The following is a 16213-nucleotide window of genomic DNA, read 5'->3' as shown; positions in this document are numbered from 1 at the left end:
GGACCGCTGTCCGCCTGGTCGGACTTCGCTGCACCAGATCCCAGCTTTTGCTGGGATGACGGGATTTTAGAATGCGCTACCTACCCCTGACCGATACCGACCGTTCGGACATGCTCGAAAAAGTCGGCGCGCCCGACATCGATACGCTGTTTTCGGACGTGCCCGAGGAAGCGCGGCTTTCCGGTCCGATCGAGGGCCTGCCGATGCATGCCAGCGAGATGGCTGTCGAAAAGCACATGCGGCGGCTGTCGAAGAAGAACCTCGCGGCTTCCGATGCGGCGTTTTTCCTGGGGGCAGGGGCTTACAAGCATCATATCCCGGCCAGCGTCGATCACATCATCCAGCGCGGCGAGTTCCTGACCGCCTACACGCCCTACCAGCCGGAAATCGCGCAGGGCACGCTGCAGATGTTGTTCGAGTTCCAGACGCAGGTCGCGCGGCTTTATGGCTGCGCGGTGGCCAATGCTTCGATGTATGACGGCTCGACCGCCTGCTGGGAAGCGGTGGCCATGGCCGGGCGCGTGGCACGCGGCAGAAAACGCAAGGTCGTGCTCTCCGGCGCGCTTCATCCGCACTATGCCGAAGTGGTGCGCACCATGGCCAAGTTCACCGAGGACGAGATTGCCGGCGCCCCGCCGAGCCTTGCGGCGAAGCCCGATGACGACGGTCTCATCGCCCGAATCGACGAGAACACGAGCTGTGTCGTGGTACAGTATCCCGACATTCTTGGCCGTTTGCCGGACCTCGCCAAGATCGCCGAGGCCGCGCATGAAAAGGGCGCGCTGCTGATTGCGGTCAATACCGAACCCGTGGCGCTGGGCGCGATCAAATCGCCGGGTGAACTCGGCGCGGATATCGTCGTCGGCGAAGGTCAGTCTATCGGCGTCGGCCTCCAGTTTGGCGGCCCCTATCTCGGCCTCTTCGCGGTGCGCGACCCAAAACACGTTCGCATGATGCCCGGACGGCTGTGCGGCGAGACGGTGGACGCGGAGGGCAAGCGCGGTTTCGTGCTTACCCTCTCGACCCGCGAGCAGCACATTCGCCGCGAGAAGGCGACCAGCAATATCTGCACCAATTCGGGCCTCTGCGCGCTCGCCTTCAGTGTTCACATGACGCTGCTCGGTGAAAAGGGCCTTCGCCAGATGGCGCAGGAAAACCACCGCCTCGCCTGCCTTGCCGCGGACAGACTGGCCAAGGTGCCCGGCGTGACGTTGCTCAACGACAGCTTCTTCAACGAATTCACCATCAGGCTCGGCACGGATGCCCGCACGATCGTGCGCGCGCTGGCCGATAAGGGCGTGCTGGCGGGCGTCTCGCTCGGCCGGCTCTTCCCCGACAATCCCGAACTCGCGGACGGCCTGCTCGTCGCGGTGACCGAGACCACGAGCGAAGAGGATATCGAAACGCTCGCCTCCGCTCTCGAAGGAGAACTGGCATGAACGCGCCCAACGCCTCGGGCTGGAAGCCCGGCACTCCGGTCGAAGGTCACAATGCGATGAGCGGTCCGGACACCGCCACCGGCAACCGCGCACTGATGCTGGAAGAGCCTCTGATCTTCGAGATCGGCCATGCCGAAACGACCGGGGTCGACTTCCCCACTCCCCTCCCCGGCGGCGAGGGGGGCACGGCGCGCCTTGCGGGAATGGAGCGCGCCGATCCGATCGGTCTTCCCGGGCTTTCCGAGCCGGAAACCGTCCGTCATTACACGCGCCTCAGCCGCCAGAACTATGCCATCGACCTCGGTCTCTTCCCGCTGGGCTCGTGCACCATGAAGCACAATCCGCGCCTCAACGAGAAAGTCGCGCGCATGCCCGGCTTTGCCGATGTGCATCCCTTGCAGCCGGTCGATACCGTGCGCGGTGCACTGGAGGTGGTGAACGAGCTGGCCCACTGGCTGATCGATCTGACCGGCATGCACGGTGTTGCGATGAGCCCCAAGGCGGGTGCGCATGGCGAGCTTTGCGGCATTCTGTGCATCCGCGCAGCGCTCGAGGCACGCGGCGATGCGCGCGAGGTCATCCTCGTGCCCGAAAGCGCGCATGGCACCAATCCGGCCACCGCCGCCTTCGCGGGCTACAAGGTCGAGGACATCCCGGCGACGCCCGAAGGCCGGGTGGACCTTGAAGCGCTGAAAGCGCGGCTCGGCCCCGATGTCGCCGGGGTGATGATCACCAATCCCAACACTTGCGGCCTGTTCGAGCCTGACATGAAGGCGATCTCCGATGCGGTCCACGAAGCGGGCGGCTTCGTCTATTGCGACGGGGCGAATTTTAACGCCATCGTCGGCAAGGTGCGCCCAGGCGATCTCGGCGTCGATGCCATGCACATCAATCTGCACAAGACCTTCTCCACCCCGCATGGCGGCGGCGGCCCCGGCTCGGGTCCGGTGGTGCTGTCGGAAGCGCTTGCGCCCTATGGCCCGCTGCCATTCACGGCGCGTGACGGCGACGGCGTGGTTCATCTCGTCGAAGAAGAGAACGCGGCCGAGTTCGACCACACCAAGGCGTTCGGTCGCATGACCGCCTTTCACGGACAGATGGGCATGTTCACCCGCGCGCTGGCCTATATGCTCAGCCACGGCGCCGACGGGTTGAAACAGGTCGCCGAGGACGCGGTGCTCAATGCAAATTACGTGCTGCGCAGCCTTGAGGATGTGCTCGATGCGCCCTTTGGCCATAGCGGGCCGTGCATGCACGAGGCGCTGTTCAGCGACAAAGGCTTCGCCGAAGGCCTCTCCACACTCGATCTGGCGAAGGCGTTGATCGACGAGGGCTATCACCCGATGACCATGTACTTCCCGCTGGTGGTGCATGGCGCGATGCTGGTCGAGCCGACGGAGACCGAGAGCAAGGCGGCGCTCGACCAGTTTATCATGGCCCTGCGCAGCGTTGCCGAACGCGCCAAGTCGGGCGATGCAAGCCTCAAAACCGCGCCGCATTATGCGCCGCGCCGCCGCCTCGACGAAACCCAGGCAGCGAGAAAGCCGATCCTGGCCTGGAACGATCCCGACATGGTCTGACGCGAGGGGGCGCGGCTGGCGCCCCCTCTCTGCCGCGTTGGACCAGCAAGGCAGGATCCGGTTTGTCCGATCGCTACAACCCGTCCTCGGCCATCCCCTAGGCTTTCGGCGGGAGATCGGCCTTCGGTTTGACGGTGATGGTGATCTGCGAAAGCGAGATGATCGCCACCCAGAAGCCGATGACCGACAGGGCGGAGGAGCCGAGCACGGTGAAGGCCGCGCCTTTGGTTCCGTTCCAGCCCATGGCCACATCGAGCAGTGCCAGCCCGATGAGCGTGGGAATCGCACGGATGAAAAAGGCCGTCCCCGCGCGGCCCGCGCTGACCAGGAGCGATTCGAGGCTCGCCCCGACCAGTTCGATCGCCCCGGCAATGGCGAGGATGACCATCGTCCAGAATACGCGGAATTCCGGCCCGGCGATCAAAGCCAGGGCGGTTCGGCCGAAGAATAGGGTCACCAGAACGGCCAGCACCCCGGCAATCAAGGCAATGTTCGCCATGCGGCGGGCCATCTCATGCGCTGTCTCTTGGGCGTGAACCAGCTCCGGGTAGATGGCCTTCGATACGGTTTGCGCCAGGCTGACGAGCGCCTGTCCCAACTGGCTGGCGACACGGAAGCCGCCTGCGGCCGTTTCGCCGCCTATGGCGCCGACCAGCAGGATCAGGACCTGCTTCGATCCGACATTGAGACTGCCCGACATATTGGTCGACCACACAAACCGCCAGGCACCGGAATGCGGGTGAAGCTGATACGCGACAGGTCGATCTTTTCCTGCTTCGAAGCCGCGATCCACAGCGCCGTCGCCACCGCGATTTCCGCCGCCGCCCAGGCCAGAACGAAACCGGTGACCGTGGGCATGGCCACCGCCGCGATCCCGGCGCCTGCTGCGCGCACCATGGGCTGAACCGATTCCGCCGCCGTAGCCCTTGCATAGGCAAAGCGCAGGCGCAGCAGCCCGGTGGGGGTGGTTCGGATCGACAGAAGGGCAACCACGCAATAGCCGAATGCGACCGGAAGCAATTCCGCGGGCAGGGGCAGCCATAGAGGGGCGCTCCAGACCAGCGCAGCCGCCAGCACCAGGCCAATGGCAACCGACAGCATGTCGAGCGCGATCGCGAAGCCGGTCGCATCGCCGGGGCCGTCTTCGCCGACGCCCCAGCGCACCACGAATTGCCAGGTCTGGAAATTGGCGAGCCCGGTCACCGTCTGACCGAGCGCCAGAATGATCGCGAAATAGCCGAAATGGTCGAGGCCCAGCGTACGCGTGGCCAAAGCGAGATAGACGATGCTCAGCACGGCATTGACGCCGCGCCCCGTCAGGAGCCAGCCGATATTGCGGATCAGACGGTGCATCGGTCCGCTGCGGGTATCAGGCAGTCGCCAGCCGCTTGACGAGCAGCTTTTCCGTCACGTCGAAAGTGCGTTCGTTATCGACATCGATCGCACAGTAACCGTGGCTCATCACCAGCGGCTTGAGTGTAAATCCGAACCGGCGCGAGACCTGAGCGAACAGCTTTTCCTTCGTGCCCCAGCCGAGGAAGAAGCGGATCAGATTGACCACGCCGAAGGCCTTGGCGATACGGCTGGGGAATTTCACGAACTGGCCGCCGCCCCGCATGATCTCGGCGGCGGAAAGCGCCTTGGCATTGCCGATCCAGTAGGCGTTGCAGTTCGAATACCCGCCATCGGAGAATTCATAGAACTTGGCCTGTCCCTGCGGATCGGCGGCGATCACGTCTTCCTTGCGCGCCAATGCGGCGGCCGCACCGGCGCCGCTGGCGATCGCCTTGTCGGCGAATTCGGTGAAATCCTCGGGCAGCCACAGGCAATTGTCCGCCGTGGTGATGAGGATCGGATAGCTTGCGCCTTCGGCCCCGGCGAAAACGCTGTCCACGAGGTTGAAGGCGCCCGGCTTGAACACCACACGGCCTTCATCGACCAGCTTGGCGATCGAGGGAATCGCGGCGATCTCGTCGGGCTCGTGCGCGACCACGCGGATTTCGCCGATGCGCGGGCTGGCCGCGACGTTCATCACCACGCGCTCGATCATCGGCATGCCGCCGACCGGAACCACGCATTTCTGGGCCACGCCGGCACGCTCGGCAAGCGGATCGAGCACGCCCGAACGCTTTCCCGCCATGATGAGTGCGGTGACCTTGCCCTTGTTCTCGTCAGTCATGGCCGGGCAGATAGGCCCGAATGGCGCGGTTGTCACGGTCTGGCAGTTGCGGCACGAGGCGCCGATGCGGATCATCTTTTCTCGCAAGGGCTTCGACAGCGCGGCGGGTGGCGGGCCTTCGCCGATCTTCGCTGGTCGTCCGGTGAGCCTGCCGATCCCGGCAGGGGCTGCATCGCGCACCACCTATGGCGATCTGGGACTGGGTGCATATGCCGCGGCGGCCAGCCGTGGGCGCCTGGGTGCGGAGGATTTGTGCCACCACGATCCGATGTTCCTTCCCGACGGCACCTGCCTGTTCGGCCAGTGCGGCGCGGCGCAGACGCATCTGGCCAATCAGGGCGTCGGGGTAGGCGATGTGTTCCTGTTCTTCGGCCTGTTCCGCGAGGAAGGCGGTGAGCCGCATCACCGCATATTCGGCTATCTCGAAGTGGAGGAGATTGTCGTGCTCGGCGACGGTGTGCCCGATCATCTTGTCGAACGCGGCCACCCGCATGCCCTCGCGCTGCACGCCGCCAATGATGTCGTCTATGCCGGAGCCGGCGAGGAGGCGCGCCATGCAGCCGACGGCTTGCGGCTGACCGTGGCTGGCGGGCCGCCGTCGCTGTGGAACCGCCCCGGCTGGCTGAAACGGGGTGGGCTCAGCTATCACGACCGCGCCGACCGCTGGCTGCGCGGCGGGCGGTTGCAGAGCGTGGCGCGCGGGCAGGAATTCGTTGCCGATGTGGGGCGCCGCAAGGCCCCGCGCGACTGGCTCGCGCGGGTGCTGGCCGAAATCAGAGCGTCTTGATGATCGCCGAGAAATCGAGCCCGGCATTTTCCTCGGCAAACCGTTCGTAGAGCTCCTTGGCGTGGCGCCCGAGCGGGGTGGAGGCATCGGCGGTTTCCGCCGCTTCCATCGCCAGGCGCAAATCCTTGAGCATCAGCCCGGTGGCGAAGCCGCCCTGGTAATCCTTGTCCGCCGGGCTTTCGACGCCGATGCCGGGCATGGGCGTATAGGCATTCAAGGACCAGCAATAGCCCGAGGACTGGCTGGAAATTTCGTAGAATTTCTGCGGGTCGAGGCCGAGTCTCTCGGCCATCTTCATGGCCTCGGCAGTCCCGATCATGCTGATCGCGAGCAGCATGTTGTTGCAGATCTTGGCAGTCTGTCCCGCGCCCGCATCGCCGGCATGGATCACGGCCTTGCCCATCGCCTTGAGCACCTCCTCGGCGCGAGAGAAGGCTTTTTCGGTGCCGCCGACCATGAAGGTGAGCGTGCCGCCATTGGCCGCCGCGATCCCGCCCGACACCGGAGCATCGACCATGTCGTAACCGGCGGCTTCGGCAGTCGCGATGACCTCTTTCGCGGTTGCCACGTCGATCGTCGAGCAATCGAGCAGCACCGCCCCAGCGGGCGCCTTGCCGATAACGCTGCCTTCATAGACCGACTTCACGATCCCGCCATTGGGCAGCATGGTGACCACGCCGTCGACACCCTGTACGGCTTCGGACGCATCGGTGAAAGTCGCGCAGCCATTGGACTTGGCCGTGGCAAGCGCCTCTTCGGACAGGTCGAATGCGTTGACCGCGTGTCCCGCCTTCACGAGGTTCGCGGCCATTCCGCCGCCCATATTGCCGAGGCCGATAAAGGCGATTTTCATTCTCGTTTCCTCTCGCAAACTGTTTATCCGCGTTGCTGTAGGTGACACAAGGTTACACCGGTGTCCGCCAAATCCAACACCTCAAATCACTGAATCCAAATATCATTTCCTGTCCAGGGTGACAGATTGGGCCGATCTAGGCGCGGGGGCTGTTCCTCCCATGCGCCGCTTAACCCAAGTAGGGAAGGTGCACCGCGAAGCTAGCAGGGATGGCGCGCTGTAGGAAAGAACACATCCCGGAGCATCGCGATACCACCCATATTGCCGAGGCCGGTGAGGGCGGTTTTCATGGTCTGCATCCTCCCCCATCGGTCATTGCGAGCGGCGAAGCAGCGCGGCAATCCAGTCTCGCGCTTTCGGTAAAGGTCGGGAGCTGGATTGCTTCGTCGCTATGCGCCTCGCAATGACGAGGGGAGCGGAGTGGGATTACCGCCCCTTCCACTTGCCCTCGCGCTTTTCGACGAAAGCAGCCATGCCTTCAGCCTTGTCCTCGCTCGCGGCGAGGATCTGGAAGATGCGGCGTTCGACGATCAGACCTTGATCCAGGCTGGTTTCGAAAGCGGCATTGACCATTTCCTTGTTCGCGATCGCGGCCATGGGCGGCATTGCGGCGATTTGCGCGGCGGTCTTCATCGCTTCGTCGAGAAGCTGCTCATGCGGGACGACGCGCGCGACCAGATTGCTGCGCTCGGCTTCCTCGGCGTCCATCATGCGGCCCGTCAGGCACATTTCCATCGCCTTGGATTTGCCCACCGCCTTGGTCAGGCGCTGCGATCCGCCCATGCCCGGTGCGACCCCGAGCTTGATTTCGGGCTGGCCGAATTTGGCGTTTTCGGATGCGATGATGAAGTCGGCCATCATCGCCAGCTCGCAGCCGCCGCCAAGTGCGAAACCGTTGACCGCGGCGATCCACGGCTTGCGGGTCTTCTTGACGATCTCGCTGGTCCAGGGGGCAAAGAAATCGTCAAGATAGAAGTCGGCCGCTGCCTTCTCGCTCATCTCCTTGATGTCGGCGCCGGCGGCAAAGGCCTGGTCGCCCGATCCGGTCAGGACCGCGCATAGCTGGCTGCCATCCGCCTGATAGGCGGCGAAGGCGTGGATCAGTTCGTCGAGCACCGTGCTGTTGAGCGCATTCAGCGCCTTGGGACGATTGAGGGTAATCAGCGTAACCGCGTCACGCTGTTCGACGGTGATGGTTTCGTAGTCGGCCATTCGGCTTTCTCCAATTCGTCACCCTGAACTCGTTTCAGGGTCCATGTTGCTGTCCGCACCGTCCCCCGTGGGGCGAGATGGATGCTGAAACGAGTTCAGCATGACGGTGCGGGGCTTTACTTCAACGGCGCCCATTCCTCGCCGTCGGGAAGCGGCGCGAAGATGCTGTCGATCAGCTCCTCGCTGACCTCTTCTGCCGTCGCGGGGTTCCATTTCGGGTCATGCGTCTTGTCGACAATCACCGCGCGCACGCCCTCGGCAAAATCGGGGCGGGTCAGCACGCGGCTGGCGATGCGGTATTCCATGCGCATATTGTCGGCGAAACTGTCCAGCTCCGCGCTGTCGGCAAGCTGGCGCAGGGCAACCTTGCAGGTCTGCGGGCTCTTGGTGCGCAGAGTGGCGAGTTCCTTGGCCGCCCATTCGCTGTCATCGGCCTCGAGGCTGGCGAGGATATCTTCGTAGCGGTCGGAGGCGAAATGCTTGTTGATCCGGTCGCAATTCTCCTCGACCCGCGCCTTAGGCGGAGTGACGGACAATTCGGACAGGATGCCCGCAATCCGATCGGGGTTTTCGGCGATGCGCGCCTTGGCCTCGGCGAGCTTGTCGGCAGGCAGGTAATGCGTGGCGATCCCGGCAAAATGGCATTCCGCCCCGTCGAGCCGCGCACCGGTCAGCGCGAGGAACTGGCCCAGCCGCCCGCCGAGCCGCGACAGATGCCAGCCGCCGCCGACATCGGGGAACAGGCCGATACCCGTTTCCGGCATGGCGAAGCGCGTGTTTTCCGTCGCGACGCGGTATTTGCAGGGCAGGGCGATGCCCACGCCGCCGCCCATGGTGATGCCGTCCATGAAGGCGACGATCGGCTTGGCATATTCGAACATCTGGTGATTGAGCTGGTATTCGTCATGGAAGAAAGCGCGTCCGCCTGCGCCGCCATCGTTCAGCGCGGAATGGCGCAGCAGGTTGATATCGCCTCCGGCGCAAAAGCCGCGGCCTTCGGCATGGTCGAGGATGACGGCCTCGATCGCATCGTCGGCAGCCCAATCGGTCAGCGCCGCGCTCATCGCGTGGCACATGTCGAGCGTCAGCGCATGCAGCGCCTTGGGGCGGTTGAGCGAGAGATGGCCGGTGTTGCCGTGGGTGTGGATGTTTACTTCGTTGATCATGCAGTTTTCTCGTATTCGATCAGATCCCAGCGATTGCCGAAAGGGTCGCTGAATACGGCGACAGTGCCGTAGCTCTCGCGGCGCGGGCTTTCTTCGAAAGAAATGCCCGCATCGCTCAATTTGCGGTGGGTTGCGGCGAAATCGTCCGTCTGGAGAAACAGGCCAACCCGGCCGCCGAACTGGTTGCCGATAGCGGCATGCTGCTCGTCACCTTTGGCCTTGGCGAGCAGGATACGCCCACCCGTTTGGCCACCGACGACCACCCAGCGCTTGCCTTCGCCAAGGTCGCTATCCTCGATCAGAGCGAAATCGAGCACCTTCGTGAAGAAGGCAGCGGCTTGGTCGTAATCGGGGATGACCAGCGTCACCAGTGCAAGGCTGGTGGCGCTCACTGCCGCAGCATCTCCCGACCCACGATCATGCGCATGACCTGATTGGTGCCTTCGAGGATCGAATGGACGCGCAGATCGCGCCAGAAACGTTCGATGGGATATTCCTTGAGATAACCATATCCGCCGAAGAGCTGGAGCGCATCGTTGACGATCTTGCTGCCGCTGTCGGTCGCCAGGCGCTTGGCCATGGCGGAAAACTTGCTTTTGTCGGGCGCGTTGTCGGTGACCTTGGCTGCCGCGAGATAAAGCAGGGCGCGCGCCGCCTCCAGCTCTGTCGCCATGTCGGCGAGCATGAACTGGGTGTTCTGGAAATCGGCGATCGGCTGGCCGAATTGCTGGCGTTCCCTTGTATAGTTCACCGCCTCGTCGAGGCAGCGCTGGGCGCCGCCGAGCGAACAGGCGCCGATATTGAGGCGCCCGCCATCGAGGCCGGCCATGGCATAGCGGAAGCCGTCGCCTTCCGGCCCCACGCGGTTGGCCACCGGAACGCGGGCATCCTCGAATATGACCTGCGCGGTGGGCGAGGCGTTCCAGCCGAGCTTCTTCTCCGGCTTGCCGAAGGAAACGCCGGGCGTGTCCTTGTCGATGACCAGGCAGGTGATGCCCTTGGTCTTGTGTTCGCCGGTGCGGACCATGGTGACGTAGATGTCGTTGAAGCCGCCACCCGAGATGAACTGTTTGGTGCCGTTCAGAACGTAGTGGTCGCCATCGAGCTTGGCGCTCGTCTTCAGGCCGGCCGCATCCGAGCCGCTGCCGGGTTCGGTAAGCGCATAGCTGGCGACCTTTTCCATGGTCACAAGGTCGGGAAGGTATTTCGCCTTCAATTCCTCGCCGCCAAAGCGGTCGATCATCCATGCGGCCATATTGTGGATCGAGATGAACGAGCTGGTCGCGGGGCAGCCATAGGCCATCGCTTCCATGATCAGCGCCGCCTCGAGTCGGCCGAGGCCGATCCCGCCCGATTCCTCGCTGACATAGATCGCGCCGAAGCCCAGCTCGGCGCTCTGTTTGATCACGTCGATGGGAAAGTGCGATGTCTCGTCCCATTCGCCCGCGAAGGGGGTGATGTTGTCGGCGGTGAAGCGCTGCGCCATTTCCTGGATCTGCAGCTGCTCTTCGGTGAGCTGGAACTGTCCTGCATTCGTAGTCATGGCGCGGGCTCTAGCGCTCCGTGTGACGCTAGGGAAGGGGGCGCGGCGGTCAATCCGGCAGGATCGCTTCGGCTTCGATCTCCACCTTCCATTCGGGGCGGCACAGCCATGCCACGCCCGCCATGGTCGCCGCGGGTTTTGCGTCACCGAAAAAACGCGCATGGACCGCGCCGACCGCGTCCTGGTCTGCCGGATCGGTCAACAGCATCCGTGTGCGCACAACGTCCATGGCACTGCCGCCAAGTTTCTCGATCGCGCGCAGGATCAGGACGCAACACCGCTCTGCCTGCGCGGCAGCGCCTCCCGTGGTGGAAGAACCGTCTTCCTCGACCGGGCCGGTGCCCGCGACAATGATACGATTGCCCACGCGCACGGCGCGGGCAAAGCCGAACCGGGCCTCGTAGGGCGAGCCGGTGAAGGCGCGGCGGCGGCTCATCCGCAGGTGATTTCGGTGATTGTCATCGCCTCATCATACTGCACGTTCACGCGGTCCGAACGGTAGTCCATCGTCCAGACCGAATTGGGCGGACCCCAGCGCAGGGTTTTGGCGCCGCTTTTATCGACGATCTCCGCGCCGATTTCGTCGCTCGCCTCGCGGCCCAGATAGCCCTGCACGGCATCCGCATCGCATGTGCCGCCCGTGAGTTGGCGCATCCGATCGGTCGGTGTTTCGGCGGGCTCGGCATATCCCGCGCAGGCGGCCAGCGGCAAGGCGAGACTGGTAAGGATCGGGATGCGCATGGTACTGCCTCGCTATTCGCATTTCTTCAGGGGCATGGGCTCGAACTGCTCTTCGTCGACCGACTCCGGCGTCAGCGTCTTGCCGTCCTCGGACAAAGTAAACATACGTGCCATCTGCCATTTTTCGCCTTCGCCTTCCATGGCGAGGCTTACGACGATGCGGCGCGGGCTGTCGACTTCGACACGCGTCACTTCGCCATAGGATTCGTAGAATTGCATGCCACGCGGGGTAATTTCCACGCGCAGGTCGGAAGCGGGGTTACAGGTGCCCTCGACATTGTCCCAAACCCCGAGAAAGGCGGCGGGGATCGTGTCCGCTTCCACTTCCAGCGGCCCCGCCCCATCGCCGATTCCCCCATCGGGTTCGACGGGTAACATGGTTTCGCCGGAGGTCGGTTCGGCAGGTTCGCCTGGTTCAGCGGAACATGCCGACAGAGCAAGCGAGGCCGGTAGAGCGATGAAGAGGTATGTGCGTATTATCATCGCTCTTCAACGCTCCGACCGTCTTTCCTATCCCATCGTCGGGATGACAAAGGCGTTCGAGCCATCGCCGCCGCCATCTGGCCAGCGCTGGGTAATCTTCTTGGATTTGGTCCAGAAACGCAGGCCTTCCATGCCGTATTGATCGATATCGCCGAAGCCGCTGCGCTTCCAGCCGCCGAAGCTGTGATAGCTCACCGGTACCGGGATCGGCACGTTGATGCCGACCATGCCGACATTCACACGGCTGGCGAATTCGCGCGCGGCGTGGCCGTTGCGGGTGAAGATGGCCACGCCATTGCCATATTGATGGTCGCTGGGCAGGCGCACCGCCTCTTCGAAATCCTTCGCGCGCACGATTTGGAGGACCGGGCCGAAGATTTCTTCCCGATAGCTTTCCATGTCGGTGGTGACCCGATCGAGCAGGGTCGGGCCGACGAAGAAGCCATCCTCATGCCCCTGGAGCGTAAAGCCGCGCCCGTCGATGACGACTTCGGCGCCTTCCTTTTCTGCCGTGTCGATCCAGCCTTCGACGCGCGCCTTGTGTTCGGGTGTGACGACGGGGCCGTAATGCGCATCCGCGTCGTTCGAGACGCCGACCCGCAGGGCATTGATCGCGGGGATCAGCTTGTCGCGCAGCTTGTCCGCCGTATCCTCGCCCACGGGCACGACGACGGGCAGGGCCATGCAGCGTTCGCCCGCAGATCCGAAGGCGGCCCCGGCAAGATCGTTTACCACCTGGTCCAGATCGGCATCGGGCATGACGATGCCGTGGTTCTTCGCGCCGCCGAAGGCCTGCACGCGCTTGGCGTTGGCCGAACCGCGCGAGTAGATATACTGCGCGATGTCGGACGAGCCGACGAAGCTGATCGCCGGGATATCGGGATGGTCGAGGATCGCATCGACCATTTCCTTGTCGCCATGGACGACCTGCAACAGCCCTTCGGGCGCGCCCGCCTCCAGGAACAGTTCGGCCAAGCGCACCGGAACGCTGGGATCGCGCTCCGACGGTTTGAGGATAAAGGCGTTGCCCGCCGCGATCGCCATGCCGAACATCCACATCGGGATCATCGCCGGAAAGTTGAACGGGGTGATCCCTGCGCCGATGCCGAGCGGCTGGCGCATCGAATAGACATCGATGCCCGGGCCTGCGCCTTGCGTATATTCGCCCTTCAGCGCCTGCGGGATGCCGCAGGCGAATTCGATCACTTCCAGCCCGCGCTGCACATCGCCATGCGCGTCGTCGACCACCTTGCCATGCTCGCTCGACAGCAGCTCGGCCAGCTCCTGCTTGTTGGCTTCGACCAGCCGCTTGAATTCGAACATGATGCGGGCACGGCGCTGGGGGTTGGTCGCCGCCCATTCGGGCTGGACCTGCTTCGCGGCAGCGACCGCCTTTTCGAGCAGCGCCGCATCGCCCAGCGCGACCTCGGCCTGAACCTCGCCGGTGGAGGGGTTCCAGATCTTGTGAGTGCGGCCCGTGGCGGGGCTATCGCCGACGATGAAATGGTCAACTTGGCGCATGATAAATCCTCTCGTATCTTGCCAACGGCCAATAGCCGCGAGGGGTCCGAAATCAACCGGTTTCAGGTAAAACCGGCACGGCTCGCGGCTAGCCGACCGCGGCCATCCATTGCGCGCACAGTATCGCGCCATACGTGCCCAGTGCATAGCCGAGCACGGCGAGCAAGACGCCGACCGGGGCAAGGGCAGGGTGGAAGGCGGCCGCAACCACCGGGGCCGATGCCGCCCCTCCGACATTCGCCTTGCTGCCCACCGCGACGAAGAAGAACGGCGCCTTGATGATCTTGGCGACCACCAGCAGCAGAATGACGTGGAACAGCATCCAGATGAAGCCGATCGCCATGAAGGCGGGGGCATCCGCGATCTTGGTCACATCCATCCGCGTTCCGATCACCGCGACCAGCAGGAAGATGAACAGGACGCCGAATTTGCTCGCCCCGATTCCCTCCAGTTCGCGGGCGCGGGTGAAGCTGGCGAGGAGCCCGGCAGTGGTCGAGATCACCACGACCCAGAAGAATTCGCTCGCCAGCGTCGCTTCCTCGCCCTGCAATTCGGCGAAGAATTCACCGAGCCAGGTGCCGAGCAGATGCGACAGGCCGACAACCGCGAAAGTCACGCCGAACAGCAGGACATAGTCGTTGGCCTTGGCCACACGCTCGATGCTTTCCGAATACTCCGCCATCGTGTCGCGCAGCTTCGCGATGGAGGAACTGTCCGCGCCGAGCCATTTATCGACCCGCTCATGCGCGCCCGCGCCATAAAGCAGGAAGATCATCCAAATTTCGGCAACGATGATGTCCACCGCGAGCAGGGCGGCGAAGCCTTCCAGCGGATAGCCATAGATTTCCAGCATGGCCGTCTGGTTGGCGCCGCCACCGATCCAGCTCCCGGCAAGGGTCGCCAGGCCGCGCCACGCAGCGGTATCGCCCGATCCGATGATCGAGGGTTCGAACTGGGCGACGATCCACAGCGCCAGGGGACCGCCGATCACGATGCCGATCGTGGCGGTCAGAAACATGATGATCGCCTTGTTGCCGAGACCGAGGATGCCCTTGATGTCGATACTGAGTGTCATCAGGAACAGCGCGGCAGGCAGAAAATAATCCTTCGCGGTCGGCCACAGATTGCTTTCGGACACATCGATAAGACCGAAGGTGGTCATCAGGCTGGGCACCAGATAGCACACCAGAATGATCGGTACGAAGACGTAGAAACGCTGCCAGCCGGGGCGGTCCTTAGTGGCGAAGACGAATCCCAGTATCAGGGCCAAGAGCCCGAGAATAATCCTGTCGTCGCTGATCATTTGCCCTGCGGCCCCGCCCATCGTTCCTGTTCCAGGCTGGACCTAGCGCGCCGCGAGGCGAATGCCAAACGGCGCGGCGGTGGCTTACACCGCGGAACTGAAGCGGCGTGCGGAAACCGGCCGATAGGCATCGAAGATCGCCGCGATGGAGCGCGCATAGGGCAATCCTTCGGGCAGGATTTCGAGCCATTGCCGATCGATCGACGCCAGTCCGCGATCGAGGAACGGCCGGAGCCGACCCGATGCTTCGTGCATCAAGCAGGCACCGAGCCGCGCGCGGCCCTGGCATAGCAATTGTTCGATCACCGCGCCGCGATAGCGATCGTCCGCGCTGCGGGTCACGCCCCTGCCAGCCGACAGAAGGCCTTGCGAAGAGAGCATCCGATAGCGGCCGCTATTTTTCTCGTTCTGTGCCAGAAGCTGCGGGAAGCTGCTGATGGACGACGCGCCGAGCCCGATCAACACTTCGCTCTGATCGTCGGTAAAGCCCTGGAAGTTGCGCTTCAGTCGGCCCTCGAACGCGGCCTTTGCCAGCGGATCGCCGCCCGGTTTCGCGAAATGGTCGAACCCGATCGGGGTGTAGCCATGGGTCGCGAGATAGGCATAGCCCATTTCCGCCATGGCGAAGCGTTCGGCCTGATCGGGCAGATCGGTGGTATCGATAACGCGCTGGCGCGGGACGATATGCGGGACATGGGCATAGCCGAACAGGGCAATCCTGTCGGCGCCGAGCACGCGGGTGCGCTGAAGGGTATCCTCGAGATCTTGCATGTACTGGCCGGGCAGGCCGTACATGAGATCGAAATTGAGCGAGGTGACGCCTGCATCGCGCAACCAGTCGACCGTTTCCACGATGCACTCTTCCGGCTGCACCCGGCCGATGGCCTTCTGGCAATGCTCGGCGAAGGTCTGGACCCCCAGGCTGGCGCGCGAAATGCCGTGTTCGGCAATGACGTTGGCCCATTCCGTCGTCATGGTTCGCGGATCGAGTTCGATCGAAAGCGTGGGATCGTCCAGCGAGAAACGGCTTTCCAATGCCGCGAAAAGCGACCGGAAATCATCGGGTGTTATGGCGTTGGGGCTGCCCCCGCCGAAGGCGATTCTGCCGACGCGGACGTCATCCGGCAGCTCGCGCGACACGGTCGCGATTTCGTTGTGCAGGGCGTCGAGATAGGATTCGAGCCGTTGGCGGCGGTTCGCCTTTCCGGTGTTGCAGCCACAATAGAAACAGATCTTTTCGCAAAACGGGATGTGCACGTAGAGCGAGACCGTTCCCGAGGTTTCCTGCAAGGCGGTGCGATAGGCATCGACAGGTATGTCGGCGAATTCGGCGGCGGTCGGATAGCTCGTGTAACGGGGCACGGGCGTGGCGAGCAGATCGGGATAATATGTCCACATACCTGCCT

The 16213-nt window shown here is 63.6% G+C and carries 17 protein-coding genes; 3 read left to right on the top strand and 14 right to left on the bottom strand.

Annotation, left to right across the window (positions count from 1 at the left end; all coding sequences use genetic code 11):
- Positions 1-71: 71 nt before the first annotated feature.
- On the top strand, positions 72-1439 hold the full coding sequence (gcvPA, locus tag L5849_RS13445) for an aminomethyl-transferring glycine dehydrogenase subunit GcvPA (protein WP_236925991.1): 1368 nt from the start codon (positions 72-74) through the stop codon (positions 1437-1439).
- Positions 1436-3019: an aminomethyl-transferring glycine dehydrogenase subunit GcvPB gene (gcvPB, locus tag L5849_RS13440; RefSeq protein WP_236925990.1), complete on the top strand. Its 1584-nt coding sequence runs from the start codon at positions 1436-1438 to the stop codon at positions 3017-3019. Before gcvPA ends, gcvPB begins: the two co-directional genes overlap by 4 nt.
- A gap of 97 nt (positions 3020-3116) precedes the next feature.
- On the opposite strand, the gene L5849_RS13435 is transcribed toward gcvPB, so the two are convergent.
- The 3 genes from L5849_RS13435 to L5849_RS13425 are packed head-to-tail and all read right to left on the bottom strand — an operon-like array spanning position 3117 to position 5273.
- Positions 3117-3719, bottom strand: a complete 603-nt coding sequence (locus L5849_RS13435; protein WP_236925989.1) for a lipopolysaccharide biosynthesis protein — start codon at positions 3717-3719, stop codon at positions 3117-3119.
- Positions 3680-4372, bottom strand: coding sequence for a lipopolysaccharide biosynthesis protein (locus L5849_RS13430; protein WP_236925988.1), 693 nt, complete (start codon positions 4370-4372; stop codon positions 3680-3682). The genes L5849_RS13435 and L5849_RS13430 overlap by 40 nt, the downstream gene beginning before the upstream one ends.
- Before the next feature lie 16 nt (positions 4373-4388).
- Positions 4389-5273: an NTP transferase domain-containing protein gene (locus tag L5849_RS13425; RefSeq protein ID WP_236925987.1), complete on the bottom strand. Its 885-nt coding sequence runs from the start codon at positions 5271-5273 to the stop codon at positions 4389-4391.
- On the opposite strand from L5849_RS13425, the gene L5849_RS13420 reads away from it, so the two are divergent.
- A complete protein-coding gene (locus tag L5849_RS13420) occupies positions 5263-5985 on the top strand; it encodes a hypothetical protein (RefSeq protein WP_236925986.1) in 723 nt (240 codons plus the stop codon). The two genes, L5849_RS13425 and L5849_RS13420, sit on opposite strands and share 11 nt — an antisense overlap.
- On the opposite strand, the gene mmsB is transcribed toward L5849_RS13420, so the two are convergent.
- The 11 genes from mmsB to hemN form a co-directional block, all read right to left on the bottom strand.
- On the bottom strand, positions 5972-6838 hold the full coding sequence (gene mmsB, locus L5849_RS13415; protein ID WP_236925985.1) for a 3-hydroxyisobutyrate dehydrogenase: 867 nt from the start codon (positions 6836-6838) through the stop codon (positions 5972-5974). The genes L5849_RS13420 and mmsB overlap by 14 nt on opposite strands.
- 426 nt (positions 6839-7264) lie before the next feature.
- Entirely contained in the window at positions 7265-8050 is a 786-nt protein-coding gene (locus L5849_RS13410) for an enoyl-CoA hydratase-related protein (protein ID WP_236925984.1), read from the bottom strand.
- Positions 8051-8166: 116 nt separating this feature from the next.
- Positions 8167-9216: an enoyl-CoA hydratase/isomerase family protein gene (locus L5849_RS13405; protein ID WP_236925983.1), complete on the bottom strand. Its 1050-nt coding sequence runs from the start codon at positions 9214-9216 to the stop codon at positions 8167-8169.
- Positions 9213-9608: a VOC family protein gene (locus L5849_RS13400; protein ID WP_234041560.1), complete on the bottom strand. Its 396-nt coding sequence runs from the start codon at positions 9606-9608 to the stop codon at positions 9213-9215. Before L5849_RS13400 ends, L5849_RS13405 begins: the two co-directional genes overlap by 4 nt.
- Positions 9605-10759 carry an acyl-CoA dehydrogenase family protein gene (locus tag L5849_RS13395; RefSeq protein WP_115415929.1) on the bottom strand — a complete coding sequence of 385 codons (1155 nt, stop codon included), beginning with the start codon at positions 10757-10759 and terminating at the stop codon, positions 9605-9607. Before L5849_RS13395 ends, L5849_RS13400 begins: the two co-directional genes overlap by 4 nt.
- Before the next feature lie 49 nt (positions 10760-10808).
- On the bottom strand, positions 10809-11195 hold the full coding sequence (locus tag L5849_RS13390; RefSeq protein ID WP_236925982.1) for a RidA family protein: 387 nt from the start codon (positions 11193-11195) through the stop codon (positions 10809-10811).
- On the bottom strand, positions 11192-11500 hold the full coding sequence (locus tag L5849_RS13385) for an I78 family peptidase inhibitor (protein ID WP_236925981.1): 309 nt from the start codon (positions 11498-11500) through the stop codon (positions 11192-11194). The genes L5849_RS13390 and L5849_RS13385 overlap by 4 nt, the downstream gene beginning before the upstream one ends.
- A gap of 12 nt (positions 11501-11512) precedes the next feature.
- Positions 11513-11878: a hypothetical protein gene (locus L5849_RS13380; RefSeq protein WP_236925980.1), complete on the bottom strand. Its 366-nt coding sequence runs from the start codon at positions 11876-11878 to the stop codon at positions 11513-11515.
- 132 nt (positions 11879-12010) lie between these two features.
- Positions 12011-13504 (bottom strand): CoA-acylating methylmalonate-semialdehyde dehydrogenase, encoded by a 1494-nt coding sequence (locus L5849_RS13375; protein ID WP_236925979.1) that lies wholly within the window; start codon positions 13502-13504, stop codon positions 12011-12013.
- A gap of 88 nt (positions 13505-13592) precedes the next feature.
- On the bottom strand, positions 13593-14807 hold the full coding sequence (locus L5849_RS13370; protein ID WP_236925978.1) for a DUF819 domain-containing protein: 1215 nt from the start codon (positions 14805-14807) through the stop codon (positions 13593-13595).
- Between the two features lie 84 nt (positions 14808-14891).
- The gene (gene hemN, locus L5849_RS13365) at positions 14892-16205 is read right to left on the bottom strand and encodes an oxygen-independent coproporphyrinogen III oxidase (RefSeq protein ID WP_236925977.1); all 1314 of its coding nucleotides are present in this window, start codon (positions 16203-16205) and stop codon (positions 14892-14894) included.
- Positions 16206-16213: the final 8 nt, after the last annotated feature.

This window comes from Erythrobacter sp. SN021, from assembly GCF_021864455.1.
The sequence above is the reverse complement of the archived record's forward strand: the minus strand, read 5'-3'. Positions and strand labels throughout refer to the sequence as shown.

Excerpts from the sequence above, each read along its gene's own strand:
- gcvPA (WP_236925991.1), top strand. The coding sequence starts at position 72 with ATGCGCTACCTACCCCTGACCGATACCGACCGTTCGGACATGCTCGAA.
- gcvPB (WP_236925990.1), top strand. The coding sequence starts at position 1,436 with ATGAACGCGCCCAACGCCTCGGGCTGGAAGCCCGGCACTCCGGTCGAA.
- L5849_RS13435 (WP_236925989.1), bottom strand. The coding sequence starts at position 3,719 with ATGTCGGGCAGTCTCAATGTCGGATCGAAGCAGGTCCTGATCCTGCTG.
- L5849_RS13430 (WP_236925988.1), bottom strand. The coding sequence starts at position 4,372 with ATGCACCGTCTGATCCGCAATATCGGCTGGCTCCTGACGGGGCGCGGC.
- L5849_RS13420 (WP_236925986.1), top strand. The coding sequence starts at position 5,263 with ATGCGGATCATCTTTTCTCGCAAGGGCTTCGACAGCGCGGCGGGTGGC.
- L5849_RS13425 (WP_236925987.1), bottom strand. The coding sequence starts at position 5,273 with ATGATCCGCATCGGCGCCTCGTGCCGCAACTGCCAGACCGTGACAACC.
- mmsB (WP_236925985.1), bottom strand. The coding sequence starts at position 6,838 with ATGAAAATCGCCTTTATCGGCCTCGGCAATATGGGCGGCGGAATGGCC.
- L5849_RS13410 (WP_236925984.1), bottom strand. The coding sequence starts at position 8,050 with ATGGCCGACTACGAAACCATCACCGTCGAACAGCGTGACGCGGTTACG.
- L5849_RS13405 (WP_236925983.1), bottom strand. The coding sequence starts at position 9,216 with ATGATCAACGAAGTAAACATCCACACCCACGGCAACACCGGCCATCTC.
- L5849_RS13395 (WP_115415929.1), bottom strand. The coding sequence starts at position 10,759 with ATGACTACGAATGCAGGACAGTTCCAGCTCACCGAAGAGCAGCTGCAG.
- L5849_RS13390 (WP_236925982.1), bottom strand. The coding sequence starts at position 11,195 with ATGAGCCGCCGCCGCGCCTTCACCGGCTCGCCCTACGAGGCCCGGTTC.
- L5849_RS13385 (WP_236925981.1), bottom strand. The coding sequence starts at position 11,500 with ATGCGCATCCCGATCCTTACCAGTCTCGCCTTGCCGCTGGCCGCCTGC.
- L5849_RS13380 (WP_236925980.1), bottom strand. The coding sequence starts at position 11,878 with ATGTTACCCGTCGAACCCGATGGGGGAATCGGCGATGGGGCGGGGCCG.
- L5849_RS13375 (WP_236925979.1), bottom strand. The coding sequence starts at position 13,504 with ATGCGCCAAGTTGACCATTTCATCGTCGGCGATAGCCCCGCCACGGGC.
- L5849_RS13370 (WP_236925978.1), bottom strand. The coding sequence starts at position 14,807 with ATGATCAGCGACGACAGGATTATTCTCGGGCTCTTGGCCCTGATACTG.
- hemN (WP_236925977.1), bottom strand. The coding sequence starts at position 16,205 with ATGTGGACATATTATCCCGATCTGCTCGCCACGCCCGTGCCCCGTTAC.